12 protein-coding genes are annotated in these 13563 nt (G+C 65.8%); 8 read left to right on the top strand and 4 right to left on the bottom strand.

Annotated features, from left to right (window positions below):
* The first annotated feature begins 205 nt into the window (after positions 1-205).
* The gene (locus tag G6N67_RS10150; protein WP_036432420.1) at positions 206-1690 is read left to right on the top strand and encodes a long-chain-fatty-acid--CoA ligase; all 1485 of its coding nucleotides are present in this window, start codon (positions 206-208) and stop codon (positions 1688-1690) included.
* A gap of 89 nt (positions 1691-1779) precedes the next feature.
* Here the strand turns inward: G6N67_RS10150 and G6N67_RS10145 are convergent, their stop codons facing one another.
* Entirely contained in the window at positions 1780-2820 is a 1041-nt protein-coding gene (locus tag G6N67_RS10145) for an NADP-dependent oxidoreductase (protein ID WP_036432421.1), read from the bottom strand.
* Positions 2821-3020: 200 nt separating this feature from the next.
* On the opposite strand from G6N67_RS10145, the gene G6N67_RS10140 reads away from it, so the two are divergent.
* Together G6N67_RS10140 and G6N67_RS10135 are read left to right on the top strand one after the other, a co-directional pair.
* The gene (locus G6N67_RS10140) at positions 3021-3503 is read left to right on the top strand and encodes a nuclear transport factor 2 family protein (RefSeq protein ID WP_081812515.1); all 483 of its coding nucleotides are present in this window, start codon (positions 3021-3023) and stop codon (positions 3501-3503) included.
* Entirely contained in the window at positions 3500-3958 is a 459-nt protein-coding gene (locus G6N67_RS10135) for a DUF3237 domain-containing protein (protein WP_036432425.1), read from the top strand. The genes G6N67_RS10140 and G6N67_RS10135 overlap by 4 nt, the downstream gene beginning before the upstream one ends.
* Before the next feature lie 101 nt (positions 3959-4059).
* Here G6N67_RS10135 and G6N67_RS10130 read toward each other — a convergent pair whose 3' ends face one another.
* Positions 4060-4716: a GntR family transcriptional regulator gene (locus tag G6N67_RS10130; RefSeq protein WP_036432427.1), complete on the bottom strand. Its 657-nt coding sequence runs from the start codon at positions 4714-4716 to the stop codon at positions 4060-4062.
* 60 nt (positions 4717-4776) lie between these two features.
* Here G6N67_RS10130 and G6N67_RS10125 point away from each other — a divergent pair, with 60 nt between their 5' ends.
* Genes G6N67_RS10125 through G6N67_RS10115 form a run of 3 tightly spaced genes read left to right on the top strand, consistent with a single transcriptional unit; the run spans position 4777 to position 9255 of the window.
* The gene (locus G6N67_RS10125) at positions 4777-6189 is read left to right on the top strand and encodes an FAD-dependent oxidoreductase (RefSeq protein WP_051578913.1); all 1413 of its coding nucleotides are present in this window, start codon (positions 4777-4779) and stop codon (positions 6187-6189) included.
* The gene (locus G6N67_RS10120; RefSeq protein ID WP_036432428.1) at positions 6186-7877 is read left to right on the top strand and encodes a dihydroxy-acid dehydratase; all 1692 of its coding nucleotides are present in this window, start codon (positions 6186-6188) and stop codon (positions 7875-7877) included. The genes G6N67_RS10125 and G6N67_RS10120 overlap by 4 nt, the downstream gene beginning before the upstream one ends.
* A gap of 34 nt (positions 7878-7911) precedes the next feature.
* Positions 7912-9255, top strand: coding sequence for an MFS transporter (locus G6N67_RS10115; protein WP_036432429.1), 1344 nt, complete (start codon positions 7912-7914; stop codon positions 9253-9255).
* A gap of 48 nt (positions 9256-9303) precedes the next feature.
* Here G6N67_RS10115 and G6N67_RS10110 read toward each other — a convergent pair whose 3' ends face one another.
* On the bottom strand, positions 9304-10740 hold the full coding sequence (locus G6N67_RS10110) for a carboxylesterase/lipase family protein (RefSeq protein WP_051578687.1): 1437 nt from the start codon (positions 10738-10740) through the stop codon (positions 9304-9306).
* A gap of 23 nt (positions 10741-10763) precedes the next feature.
* Positions 10764-11669, bottom strand: a complete 906-nt coding sequence (locus G6N67_RS10105; protein WP_036432433.1) for an MBL fold metallo-hydrolase — start codon at positions 11667-11669, stop codon at positions 10764-10766.
* Between the two features lie 127 nt (positions 11670-11796).
* Between G6N67_RS10105 and G6N67_RS10100 the strand changes: the two genes are divergently transcribed.
* Both G6N67_RS10100 and G6N67_RS10095 read left to right on the top strand, forming a co-directional pair.
* On the top strand, positions 11797-12687 hold the full coding sequence (locus tag G6N67_RS10100) for a helix-turn-helix domain-containing protein (protein WP_051578688.1): 891 nt from the start codon (positions 11797-11799) through the stop codon (positions 12685-12687).
* Positions 12688-12926: 239 nt separating this feature from the next.
* Positions 12927-13487, top strand: coding sequence for a TetR/AcrR family transcriptional regulator (locus tag G6N67_RS10095; RefSeq protein WP_230022991.1), 561 nt, complete (start codon positions 12927-12929; stop codon positions 13485-13487).
* The last annotated feature ends 76 nt before the right edge of the window (positions 13488-13563 follow it).

The following is a 13563-nucleotide window of genomic DNA, read 5'->3' as shown; positions in this document are numbered from 1 at the left end:
GCGGAGACCGAGCGCAGCAGGACGGGCATACGGCCGAGAGGCACCCCAGATTATCAACACAGTGTTGATAATACTGCACATATCGTACATACTGTGAAGGTGGTGTCGGCCTGACCTGTGAAGTCCGGTGCTGTGCTTGGGCCCAAACAGGTTTCGCGCGCCGGCCGCGCAATGACATGCTCTCTAGTCGAAGCAGGAGTCAACCGTGTCCAATCTCGCCTGCAATCTGGTCGCAACAGCCCACGAACACGGGGACAGGCCCGTCGTGAAGCTGGACGAGTGCGTCCTGTCCTATCGAGAGCTGTATCACCGCGCCGCGGCTGTCGCCGGCGACCTGCGGGCCAACGGCGTCCTCCCAGGCGATCGGGTCGGGCTGGTACTTCCGAACGTCCCCGCATACCCGGTGTTGTTCTACGGGGCCCTGCTGGCCGGCGCGGTGGTCGTACCCATGAATCCGTTGCTCAGCGCGCGTGAGGTCGAGTACTACCTCACCGACTCGGGGATGACGGTGGTGTACGGCTTGGATGGCAATGATGCCGTCGTGTCAGCCGCGGCGGCGAAGGTCGGGATTCGCTCGGTACTGGTTCCCGCGACCGGTGCAATGGACGTGTCCGGCAGCCCAATCCATGAAGCCACTGATCGAGCTGACGACGATACCGCTGTCATTCTCTACACCTCCGGGACCACCGGAAGGCCCAAGGGCGCAGAACTCACTCACCGGAACATGTCGACCAACGCCGCGACGACAGTGGACACCTTGATCAACGTGGGGCCCGAAGACGTGATCCTCGGCTGCCTGCCCTTGTTCCACGTCTTCGGTCTCACGTGCGGACTCAACGCGGCGGTCAAAGCCGCTGCCCTCCTCACCCTGGTACCCCGCTTCGACGCGGCGAAGGCCCTGAAGGTGGTGGCCCGCGATCGAGTGACGGTCCTCGAGGGCGTGCCCACCATGTACGCCGCGATGATGCACTGCCCTGATGCAGACGGCACCGACATGTCCTCGCTCCGCACGTGTATCACCGGTGGCGCACCCATGCCCGTCGAAATTCTCAAAGCGTTCGAGCGGAAGTTCGACTGCGAGGTCTACGAAGGATATGGACTCTCCGAGACGGCGCCGATCGCCTGTTTCAACCAACCCGGGCACCCGCGCAAACCCGGCACCATCGGAATACCCGTACGGGGTTGCGCGCTGCGGATCGTCGGTGATGACGGCGCAGACGTTCCCGATGGCGTACCTGGCGAGATCGCCATTCAGGGCGAGAATCTGATGAAGGGATACTGGAACCGCCCTGACGCAACAGCCGAGGCCATCCCCGACGGGTGGTTCCGAACCGGGGACATCGCCACGCGCGACGGTGACGGGTACTACACCATCGTCGATCGGAAGAAGGATCTGATCATCCGCGGTGGGTACAACGTCTACCCGCGCGAAGTCGAGGAAGTGCTCTACGAGCATCCTGCTGTCGCGGAAGCAGCGGTGATCGGCATCAAGCACGCAGAACTCGGGGAGGAGATCGGCGCGGCCGTGGCACTCAAACGTGGCGCGCATGTCGAAGCCGACGAACTGAAGACCTTTGTTCGAGGCCGAATCGCCGCGTACAAATACCCGCGTGAAATCTGGTTCGTCGAGGCTGTGCCCAAAGGCCCGACCGGCAAGATCCTCCGGCGTGAGGTGCGGCCACCTCAATAGACCGAGATCGGCTGATTTGCAACGGCTTTCACCCCAGTGCTGCGGTGGCCCGCAGCGCTGGGGTGTTGGTGCTATGACGCGCCGCGTCGTCAGCCGACGGGCGATGCGACCTGGATAACCGCTTTCCCTCGGGTGCCGCCGGACAGTGCGTCGTTGAGGGTTTCTCGTGCGTTTTCCAGGCCTTCGACAATGGTCTCGTCGTATGTCAACGAGCCTTCGCCCAGTGCCGCGGCCAGCTTTCCGATGATTTCGGCGTAGCGGTCGATGTGGTCGGTGACGATGAAGCCCCGCAACGTGGCTCGCTGCATGAGCAACTGGTTGGCGTTGCGCAGACCCGGTACTTCGCCGTTTTCGCTGTAGGTGTCGTACTCCGAGATCAGACCACACAGTGTCACGCGCGCGCCGATGTTCAGCCGCCCCAAGACGTGATCCATGATCGGGCCGCCGACGTTCTCGAAGTCGACGTCGACGCCGTCGGGCGTCGCGGCGTCGAGTTGCTCGCGCCAGTCGTCCGAGTGCCGGTCGACGCATGCGTCAAAGCCCAGTTCTTCCACCAGATGTCGGCACTTGTCGGCGCCGCCGGCGATACCGACGACCCGAGCACCACGCTGCTTTGCGAGCTGACCGGCGATAGAACCGACGGCGCCCGCTGCTGCTGAGACAACAACCGTTTCGTCCGGTGCAGGATCGCCCAGTTCGATACCGATGAACGCGGAAATGCCGGTGTGGCCAAGCACCCCGAGGAATGCGGGCAGCGGCGCAGGCAGCGGGTCGGGAAGAACGGTGAACGGGAACTCCAGGATGGAATCGTCTGCGACACAATACTCTTGCCACCCGGTGAAGCCGAGCACGAATGCGCCGACCGGGAGATCGTCTCGCCGGCTTTCGACAACCTGCCCGACACCGAGGCCGCGCATCACCGCGCCCAACTCGACCGGCGGTATGTAGGAACGTAACTGGCTCATCCAAACCCGGTTCGTGGGGTCGAGCGACAGGTACAGAGTGCGGATCAGCGCCTGCCCTGCGGCAAGTTCACCGATGGACTCCTCAACCCACTCGAGATCGTTCTCGGTGACCTGACCTTGCGGCCGCCGCTGCAGGCGGAAGAGGCGATTGTTGGTGGGTTTCATGGCGATTCCTCTTTTGTGGGGTACGCGAGTGCCGCGGAACGGCGGCAGGTCCACCAGCGAGAGTAGACGAGGAGTCGGTGGTAATCAACGCTCCGTCGAAAACAGCATCGACACACTGTTGACTATTCACGACAGATCGTGCAATGTCGATTTGGTCACTCGGCTGAGACAGCAGCCGACCCAAACGATGGAGGCGGCGCATGAGCGTACAAGCGGACAACCGCGCGACGGTTGAGCGATTCTGGTCAGCCCTTGATGACGGTCCACCTCGCGGCGAGGCGTTAGAGGCTTGGAAGGACATCTTCGCCGAGGATGCCGTCTGGGAAATGCCTTTCGCACCAGAGCCACTCGCCGATACCGTCCCCGGCCGGCACCTGATCGGTCATTTCATCGACTGGTTTTTCTACTCCGTGCCGGACCTTCGGATCGATTCGCTGACCGTGCACGACACGACCGACCCCGAACTCTTCGTTCTGGAATTGCACGGAAAGGCGACGGTCACGCAAACCGGCAAGATCTACGCCAACACCTATTGCACCCACATGCGGATCCGGGACGGCAAGGTTGTGCTGATCCGCGAGTACTTCAACCCCAACGTTGTGGTCGAGGCCTTTGGGCGCGATGTGATCGCAGAGGGTATGTCGGCTGTGATGGCGGCCGCCGGAGTGGGGGTGGCCCAGTGAAGTTGGAGCCGGAGTTCTCCTACACCGCCGAACTGGCCGAACCGCAGATCGTCGGCCCGGGCCCCTACGGACTACGCCAGGTGCTCGCCGTCACCGGAGGCAAAGTCACCGGAAACCGATTCAGCGGCACCGCCGCCCCCGGCGGCGGCGACTGGCTACTGGCCGGCGACGACGGCTACGGCCGACTCGACGTGCGCGCCCAGTTCTACACCGACGACGGCGCCGTCATCTACATGAGCTACCAAGGCCTCGTCGAGGTCAACGACGCCGCCGCAGCCGCGCTCGGCGGCGCTGCCACCGGCACCGACTTCGGCGAGCACTACTTCGTCACCACCCCACGCCTGGAATCCGGCGACCCCCGATACACCTGGGTCAACCAAACCATCTTCGTCGGACAAGGACGCATCCAACCCGGACCCGTCGTCGAATTCCAAGTCTTCCGAGTCGTCACTTAGAAGGCCGGGGCTTCGGTGTTCGCGGCCGACCGAGACCCGGCTCTCTCGGTAGTCCTGGAGTTGATCAGCGCTCACCAGGGTTACCGGGTGGGCGCTGTTGGTCAGCTCTGTTCGCGGGGCGGCAGTGTGGCATAGGCGAAGGCCAACAGGTAGTCGCTGAGCGCGAGCGACGCCGCTTCAGCGGCTTCGGCGTCTCCGGCCGCGATGGCGGCGAGGATCGCGGTGTGCAATTTGCCGGCTTCGGTTAGATCTTGTTGCGGGTCGGTGAGATTGGCGAACCAGAACCGCCTGGACAATCCCTGCAGTGGCGCCATCGCCACCTCGACGAATTCGTTGTGCGTCGCGCTGACCACCAGCGCGTGCGCGTCCCGCAGGAACGTTGCGAAATCGTCCACCGACGTGGTGGCGGCGAGAACCTGCTCGGCGAGTGCGGCCGCACTGCGACGCTGCTGTGCGTTGGCCCGCTGCGCCGCGAGCCGGACGGCGAACGGCTCCAATGTCCGGCGCAGTTCGAGCAGTTTGAGTTGTGCCTCGATCGAGGCTGCGGACACCAGCACGCCCCGATTCGCATGTATCTCGACGAGCCGCTCGCGCGCCAGGCGTTGCAGCGCCTCGCGGACCGGCGTACGCCCGAGCCCGGTGAGCTCCATGAGTTGTTTCTCCGACACCAACGTGCCAGGCGCAAGCTCCTGCAGCACGATCAAGCGCTCTATCTGAAGGAACGCCTGGTCGGCCTTGTTGGGCATGGTGCCGGTCATCGTTGGGTGCCCACTGTCACGGGGTAGACAATATCGCGACCACCAATGTACGGTCCATCCATGACTGATATATCGGTTGAATGGCGGTTGAATCTCGGTCTCGGCGGGGCTGCGATCAGACGTTTTCCGCTGCTCGACGAGGTGGATGTCGCGGTGGTCGGCGCCGGGGCGGCGGGAGTTGCCGCAGCTACGATCGCCGCCGAAGCGGGCGCGCACGTGCTGGTGATCGAGAAGTACGGGTTCGCCGGCGGGGCGGCAGTGGCCGGGTTGTCGGGGACGATCTGCGGGATGTACCTGGCGTCCGAGGACGCCCGTCGTCCTGAGCAGGTGGTCCACGGTTTCACCGAGCGTTTTGCTGCAGAGCTCACCTCGCGCGGTGGTCTCACCGAACCACAGCGATACGGCAAAACCTTCACCGCGGCACACGACCCCCTGATGTGGCGCGAGTCCGCCGACGGGCTGCTGACCGGCGCCGGCGCGCGCATCCTGTTCCACACCCAGGTAATCGATGTCCTGGTCGAGGACGGCTACTACCGCGGTCTGCTGGTGGCATCCAACGCCGGAGTCGGCGTGATACGGGCCGCTCGAATCATCGACGCGTCCGGCGACGGCGCGGTCGTGGCGCGCGGCGGCGGCGACTACCGCTTCGGTGCCGACGGACGTATCCAGAATCCGACCATGTTCTTCCGGCTGGGCAACGTCGACACGGAGAGATTCTGGGCGGCGTGGGGCGATGACACCATCAGTCCGGCGTGGGTGACTGAGGCGATCGACGACGCCCGTGCCGGCGGTGTTGACCTGCCGCGCAACAAGATCTGGATCTTCGCGACCAGCCGGCCGAGGGAGTTGCTGGTCAACGCCACCAGGCTGACGGCGCCTGACGGCCGGATGCTCAACGTCATCGACCCCGCCGACTTCACTCTTGCCGAGATCGGCGGCCGCCGACAGGTTCGCGACTATGCCCGCTTTCTCTGCGGAACTGTGCCCGGATGTGCTGACGCGTTTGTCGTCGACACCGGCGTGGAAGCCGGAATTCGGCAGACCCGGACGGTGGCCGGGGTCCAGACCTTGCGCGACAGCGACGTGGTGGACGGAACCAAACGGGCGGACTCGATCTGCCGTTCCCCCTGGCCGATCGAACTGCACGACGGCGAAAAGCCGCGGCTGCACTGGTTGTTGGACGACTACTACGACGTGCCGTTCGGTGCGCTGGTGCCTGAACGCGGTGAGGACGTCATCGTCGCGGGCCGGTGCCTGAGTGCCGAACACCAGGCGCTGGCCTCGGCCCGCGTCACGGCGCAGTGCTTCGAATACGGCCACGCGGCGGCGGTGGCCACCATCGTGTCGCTGGAGTCCGGTGCCGCGTACCGCGATCTCGACGTGCGCGACATCCAGACCCGGATGATCGCCAACGGCAGTGCACTCGAACCCGTGACCGCTGCCGCGGCATACTCGGAAAGGCAGGAACTGTGACCGACAACTTCGAGCGTGCCCCCGGCGGCGGTTTGCGCAGCAACTTCACCCCGGGCAGCACCAGGTGGGCGGTCCGCCGCGCTCAGTGGAGCGCGATGGGCATCAGCGTTGAGGATCAACAGAAACCGAAGATCGCGATCGTCAACACGTCGTCCAAACTGTCAGTGTGCTTCGCCCATCTCGACGATGTGGCGCTGCGGGTGGCCGACGCCATCCGCGAGGCCGGCGGGCTGCCATTTGAGATACGCACCACGGCCCCCAGCGATTTCGTCACCAGCGCCGGCCGCAAGGCGCGGTATCTCATGCCCACCCGGGATCTGATCGTCAACGACGTGGAGGCCGCGGTCGAGGGCGCGGTCCTGGACGGCATCGTGTTCCTGTCGTCGTGCGACAAGACCACCCCGGCGCACCTGATGGCGGCGGCCCGCCTGGACCTGCCCTCGATCGTGGTGATCGGCGGCTATCAGAAGGGCGGCCGGTACAGCGGCTGCTCGGTCGACATCGACACGGTCTACGAATCGGTGGGCGCCCTCGCCGCCGGCACCATGACCATCGATCAGCTGGGCGAGCTCGCCGACGAGGCGATCGAGGGGCCGGGGGTGTGCGCCGGTCTGGCGACGGCGAACACCATGCACTGTATGGCCGAGGCGCTGGGTATGACGGTGGCCGGTTCTGCGCCGACCCGCGCCAACTCGGCAGCCATGCTGGACAGCGCCGCCGCCGCGGGCCGGCGGATTGTGACGATGGTCGAGGAGAATCTGACCGCCCGCCAGGTCATCACGGCAGACTCGATTGAGAACGCCATCGAAGTGGCGCTGGCACTGGGTGGTTCGGTGAACTGCATCCGGCACCTGACGGCCATCGCCGCCGAGGCCGATCTGGACATCGACGTGGTGGGACTGTTCGAGAAGCTCGGACGAGACGCGGTGCAGCTGGCCGCGATCCGGCCCAACGGCAGCCACCAGGTGTGGGATCTCGATGGGATCGGTGGCGTTCAGACGGTGATGAGAACACTGCTGCCACGGTTACACGGTGACGCGATGACCGTCGACGGCCGCAGCGTCGCCCAACGGGCCGTGCACGCCCGCCCCGCCGACGGTGACGTCCTGCATGACCTCGACGATCCGATCAACGACGAGCCAGGCCTGATCATCCTGCGCGGTTCACTGGCTCCGGACGGATCCATCGTCAAGGTCGCCGGCGTGGGCAAGGCCACTCGCCGCCAGTTCGCCGGGCCGGCCAAGGTGTTCGTGGGCGAGGACGCCGCCATTACGGCACTGGGAAACAACAGGATTCAGCGCGGTGACGTGATCGTGCTCCGCGGTATGGGTCCGCGCGGCGGGCCGGGCACCGTGTTCGCGGCCAGCTTCGTCGCCGCACTCAACGGTGCCGGACTGGGCGGGGAGGTTGCGGTGGTCACCGACGGTGAGCTGTCCGGACTCAACCACGGTCTCGTCGTCGGTCAGGTGATGCCCGAGGCGGCCGACGGCGGCCCGCTGGCGGGACTGCAGGACGGTGACATCATCAGAATCGACCTCGACGCCCGCCGGGTCGACACGCACCCGGTGCGTGACGGCGGGCCGGTGCGTGCGGCGGGGGAAGTTCCCGAACGCGGATGGCTCGGCCAGTACGCCGCACTGGTCGGCCCCATTCAAGGTGGCGCCGTGTTGCGCCGACCCACTCGCTGACACAACACCTTTCACCTCACAAAGGACACGTAGTATGGCAACCGCCGCACCCAACCAGGCCCGCAAGGCGGGCATCGCCGCCCTGGTCGGCACCACCCTGGAGTGGTACGACTTCCTCATCTACGGCACCGCGGCGGCGCTGGTGCTCAACAGCCACTTCTTCCCCAACGCCGACCCCACCGTCGGCACGCTCGCGGCCTTCGCCACCTACGCCGTGGGGTTCCTGGCGCGTCCGCTCGGCGGCATCGTGCTGGGCAACATGGGCGACAAACTGGGTCGCAAGAAGATGTTGATCTTCACCATCGTGTTGATGGGTCTGGCCACCACATTTATCGGTGTGCTGCCCAACTACGGCGCCATCGGTGTATGGGCGCCGCTCCTGCTGATCCTGCTTCGGCTGTTGCAGGGTTTCGGGGCCGGCGGCGAGTATGCCGGCGCCGTAGTGCTTTCCGTCGAGCACGGAGATCAGCAGCGCCGCGGCCTGGCCGGTGCCTGGGCGCCGACCGGCTTCGCGCTGGCCACCTTGCTCTCGACCGGGGTGTACCAACTCGCCACGCTGCTGCCGGAGGACGCGTTCCAGAGTTGGGGTTGGCGGGTGCCGTTCCTGCTGGGCGCTGTTCTGCTGGCCGTCGGTTACTTCATCCGTCGCAGCATCGACGAGACCGAAGCGTACGAGAATGCAGTGCAGGCCGAGGCGGCCGGGATTGCGCAGGAGACCAAGATCCCGGTCCTGGAGTCCATTCGCCGCAGCCCGCGCAACTTCCTCGTCGTGGTCGGAGCCCGCATGGCGGAGAACGGGTTTGCGTATCTGTTCCCGGTCTTCGCGGTGGGATTCGCCGTCAACAACCTCGGAGTGGAGCGCAGCACCACCCTGCTGGCGGTGGTGATCGCGTCCGCGATCCAGGTGGTGTTCATCCCGATCTGGGCGCACCTGAGCGACCGGATCGGTCGTCGGCCGGTGTACGCGGGCGGCGCGCTGCTGTCCGTACTGTGGTTGGTGCCGTTCTTCATGCTGCTCCAGACCCTGAGTTCCCCGCTGCTGATCCTGGGTTTCGTTGTGGGACTGGGAATTCTGTATCCAGCGATGCTTGCGCCGCAGGCGGCTTACTTCGCCGAGCTTTTCGATACCCGGACCAGGCTGTCCGGTTTCGCATTCGCCCGGGAGATCGGGTCGGTGCTGGCCGGTGGTTTTCTGCCGCTCATCGCCACCGCGTTGATCGCTGCGTTCGGCCACTGGTGGGTGATCGTGGTTTACCTCGGCCTCTTGACCGCCCTGACGCTTGTCGCACTGGCTTACGGCCCGGAGACCAGCCGCAGGGAGATCATCCAGGCCGGCGCGGCGAAGGCGCCGCAACCACAGGCAACCACGACAGCTTGACGGGCTGGCGGCTTCGCAGTCGAGTCCCGACCATCGCGGGCCCGGCGGCTACTCGAAGTGCTGCACTGCAACGTCATCGCTGCGATAGCCGTTCCAGCCAGGAGAACCGTTACGGGCGAACGCCACCCACGAGGCGTGCATCCGCCGGGCCAGACCGTCCGGAACCGGATCGGGCCCCAGCAGGCCCGTATCCCCGTGCAGCCACGGGGAATCGGCAATGTCGAAGACAAAGGGAAGCTCCACGGTGTGTGCCGCACCGAGCTTGCCGCCAAGCGCTGTCGATCGGAATCCGAAACGATAGACGTAGGTTCCGCGCTGTGAAATCGACGAGTGGGCCTGCGCCATCCGAGCGGAGCCGACACCGAAAAGCGCCTCGCCGAGCAGGGTCGAGCGTAGTTCGCCGTGAGTGGCATGTGGACGGTCGGCGGCCACAGCCGCCGCCGCGGCGTGCGGGTCCGAATGTGTCTGGGCTGCAACGGCCACGACATCAGCGTGCTGTGACGTATCGAAGGTGCCCTGGGGGACGAGATAGAGGTTGCCCTCTTCGGTGTTGGTGCCGATGAGCAGAGCGACGTCGGCCGCCGGACTGTCCGCCAATGCATCGGCGGGCTGCCTGTCCAGGACGAGGCTGAACGGACTCAGGCCCACGAGTGGGTCGGTGGCGGTAGCGGTTCGCAGGTCAAGTCCTGCCAGCGCGGGCAGCACGGCCACGAACTGTTCATCGGGAACGTCTGCGAACCCGTCCGCGGTGGGTTGCACGCCCAGCTCGGCTGCTGCAGCCCGCGTGACTCGGGCCGCCTGCTCAGGTGTGAACGCACCTGTGCCGCTACCGCTCTGCATGACAGCCCGGTGGAACAAGCCGGTGGCCTCGGATGTGGCGAGCAGGGCTCCCACCAAAGTGGCGCCGGCGGACTGGCCGAACAGCGTTATGTTTCCGGGGTCTCCGCCGAAGGTACTGATCGTGTCGCGGACCCAGCGCAGCGCGGCCAGCACGTCGAGCAGTCCGCGGTTGCGGGGCGCTCCGGAGACATCGAGAAATCCGGCGATCCCCAAGCGATAGTTGAGGGTAACGAGCACGACGCCGTCACGGGTGAAGGCCCCGCTGTCGTACAGCGCGGCCTGCGACGACCCGGTGACGAATCCGCCGCCGTGGACGAACACCATCACCGGTCGCGCCGCATCGTCGGCGCCGGGAGTGTGCACATCGAGCGTCAGGTAGTCCGCGCCGCGCACCCACCCGGGGCCGAAATACGGCCGCATGTCCAGTGCGCCGAAGTCGCGGACCGGCTGCGGCGCCGTCGCCCCGTGACGTGTCGCGTCCCGGACGCCGTCCCAACCCGGGTGCGGTGCCGGTGGAGCGAAGCGGGCGGCTCCCGTCGGGGTGGCGGCATAGGGGATGGCGAGGTAACGCTCGCCGCTCTGGTCGCGGATACCGCACACCGCTCCGTACGGGGTTCGGACGACGGTTGTGTTGTTCTGAGACAAGGGTTCTCCTGTAGTGATTGGTATCAGCTGATACGGGCGAAGCCGGCCCAGCCCTTGATGGCGAAACGGGAGCCGTCGCGGACCACTTCGACAGCGCCGTGTCCACCGAGGTGTGCCGGGAACAGCAGCGCATTGTCGTCGCTGACCCGACCCAGCAGCTTGTGCCTGGTGTTGCGTGATTCCGCGGGGTCTTCGCAGAAGCAACTGTTGGTGTTAGGCGTGACGATCTGCAGCGGGGTGTGGATGAGATCGCCGACGAACACTGCACGGTCTCCGCCGGATTCCAATGTCAGGACCGACGAGCCGGGGGTATGTCCGGGCGCGAGGTCCAGCCGCAGGTTCTTGTCGATCTGGTAGGTCTCGTCCCACAGATGGGTCAACCCGGCTTGGTGGACCGGGGCGACGCTGTCCTCGAACACATTCAGACTTCCGCGGCTGGCGGCTGGTTTGTGGCCATTGGCCGGGTTCCAGAAGTCGAAATCGCGTTGTGGCATCAGGTAGGTCGCGTTCGGGAAGGTGGGCACCCACGTCGAACCGTCCAGGCGGGTGTTCCAGCCGACGTGGTCGATGTGCAGATGGGTGTTGATCACCAGGTCGACGTCATCGGGAGAAACGCCTGCGGCGGCCAGGTTGTCGAGGAACGCGGTGTCGAGGTGGTTCCACACCGGGACATAGGGCCGTTCCTTGTGGTTGCCGACACCGGTGTCGACCAGGATGGTGCGTCCCTCGCTGCGCAGCACCCAGGTCTGGATCGCCGAAATGCACTGATCGGTGCCGGGATCCCAGAAATCAGGGGCCAGCCAGTGTTTGTTTGCTTCCCAATCGTGATTGGTGCTGTCCGGGAAGAAGTCGGCGGGCCCCATTTGCACGGAGCCGTAGTACTCCTTGACGCGGGTGACGGTGACGTCGCCCAACTCGATCTGATCCATGTGACTCCCTCGGCCATCGGCGGTTCTCACACGAGCCTGTCGAGGTGCGCGGTGGGCAACCACACCTTGTCGGTCCTAACCCTGGCAGGGGGTGGCTGGGATCCCACCGCGCACGGATACTGAGGAGATGGACGGACCTGGGCCGCTGGGAGAATTTCTACAGGCGCGGCGTGCACGTACCCGGCCCGAGGACATCGGTGTGCCGGACTTCGGTGGGCGCCGACGGGTGCAGGGTCTGCGTCGCGACGAGGTCGCGCACCTGGCGGGAGTCAGCGTGTCTTACTACACGCGGCTCGAGCAGGGCATCTCCCGTGGCGCGTCAGCCGAGGTTCTGGAAGCGATTGCCGGTGCGCTACAACTCGATACGCACGAGCGTGAACACCTCGAACGGTTGGCCGGGGCTGCGCGGCGGGCACCTCGGCCGCGGCGCCCGCGGCCGGAAAAGGTGAGCGCCGAGACGCGGGATCTGCTGCGTGCCCTCGACGGGGTGCCGGCGCTGGTGCTGGGCCGGCGCACCGATGTGCTGGCGTGGAATCAGCTGGGGCACGCCCTGCTGGCCGGACACGTGGACCGGGCCGCCGTGGACGATGTGGTGAACCGGCCCAACATGAGCAAAATGGTGTTCCTGGACGGACACAAGCGCGAGCTCTATGCGGACTGGCGGCGCAAGGCCAGGGCAGTGGTGGGCAATCTGCGCATCGCCGTGGGGCGGTATCCGGACGACCGTGATCTTGCCGCTCTCATCGGTGAGCTGACGATGAACAGCCCGGAGTTCGTCACGATTTGGGGCGATCATCGGATCACTCCCTGCGACGCCGCGTCCTACGACCTGCACCATCCCGTGGTCGGTGCGCTGACTGTCACCCAGCAGACGCTGGCCATTGCGCGCTCGCCTGGTCAGAGTCTGATCGTGGTCACCACCGTCGCGGGGTCACCCTCGGAACGGGCGCTGGCGCTGCTGCGAACTCTGGGCACACCCGTGCACGACCGCGCGTCGTCCGAGAGAGCCCGACTCTGAGGCTTTCTCGGGATACCGGTCGGCGCCGAGGCCGGCACCAGCAGCGCGTCGACAGTCTGGCTCTCGTAGAAGTCTGACGACAAGCGCTGGAATCAAAAGCATCCCGATCATCATCCGGTTCTGGGTGCGCCCCGCCGTGCTTCACTGGGGCGATGGATCCAGAGCGCTCTGAGACAGTGACCGGGCGAACGCGCGGGCGGGGTGTGCGGCAGGGGCCGACCCGGCGGACGCTGAAGCGAGTGGAACGGCACGACCGGGTCTACGAAGCCGCTATCGCGTTGTTCGTGGAGCGTGGATTCGAGGCGTCTTCGATGGACGAGATCGCCGACCGGTCGGGGCTGTCGCGCAGCACCGTCTTCACACACTTTCCCCGCAAGACGCTTTTCCTGGAGGAATGGATGCGGCGACGACGGGACGAGGCCAGGAAGTCGGCGCGAACTGACGGGGTGGCGGGTCGGCCACTTCGGGACGTGCTCGGCGCCTACTTGGACACCCTGGCCACCGCGAACTCCGCTGCCCGTGCGGAGATGCGCGCGTTGGTCCCGCCCGCGCTCCTGCACACGACGATGCTGGTCGACCATCCAGTCGGGGTGGATCTCTCCGCCCTGATCGTGGAAACCGAGGCTGTTCTTCGACCGTCCGTGCGACCCGAACAGGTCGGGCGGCTGCTCGCGTTGGGCTACGTCTCTGCGATGGCGCGGTGGGTCCAGGAGGAACCGCCGGTGATCGATCTGGGAGCCGAACTGAGCGCTTTGCTGGACCTGGTGCTGTCGGGCGCTCAGCCGGGCGCACTCACATAGTTGCTCTACCTGCTGCTATGTCATGAAGCCGGACTCAAGTCTTGCTTCGTCGCGAATTCGCTCGTAGGGTTTCAAC

This window comes from Mycolicibacterium mageritense (genome assembly GCF_010727475.1).
Taxonomy (GTDB): domain Bacteria; phylum Actinomycetota; class Actinomycetes; order Mycobacteriales; family Mycobacteriaceae; genus Mycobacterium; species Mycobacterium mageritense.
The sequence above is the reverse complement of the archived record's forward strand: the minus strand, read 5'-3'. Positions and strand labels throughout refer to the sequence as shown.

Bases quoted from the DNA above. Each gene is read 5' to 3' on its own strand.
- G6N67_RS10100 (WP_051578688.1), top strand. From the start codon at position 11,797: ATGGACGGACCTGGGCCGCTGGGAGAATTTCTACAGGCGCGGCGTGCA.
- G6N67_RS10130 (WP_036432427.1), bottom strand. From the start codon at position 4,716: ATGACCGGCACCATGCCCAACAAGGCCGACCAGGCGTTCCTTCAGATA.
- G6N67_RS10145 (WP_036432421.1), bottom strand. From the start codon at position 2,820: ATGAAACCCACCAACAATCGCCTCTTCCGCCTGCAGCGGCGGCCGCAA.
- G6N67_RS10125 (WP_051578913.1), top strand. From the start codon at position 4,777: ATGACTGATATATCGGTTGAATGGCGGTTGAATCTCGGTCTCGGCGGG.
- G6N67_RS10115 (WP_036432429.1), top strand. From the start codon at position 7,912: ATGGCAACCGCCGCACCCAACCAGGCCCGCAAGGCGGGCATCGCCGCC.
- G6N67_RS10105 (WP_036432433.1), bottom strand. From the start codon at position 11,669: ATGGATCAGATCGAGTTGGGCGACGTCACCGTCACCCGCGTCAAGGAG.
- G6N67_RS10140 (WP_081812515.1), top strand. From the start codon at position 3,021: ATGAGCGTACAAGCGGACAACCGCGCGACGGTTGAGCGATTCTGGTCA.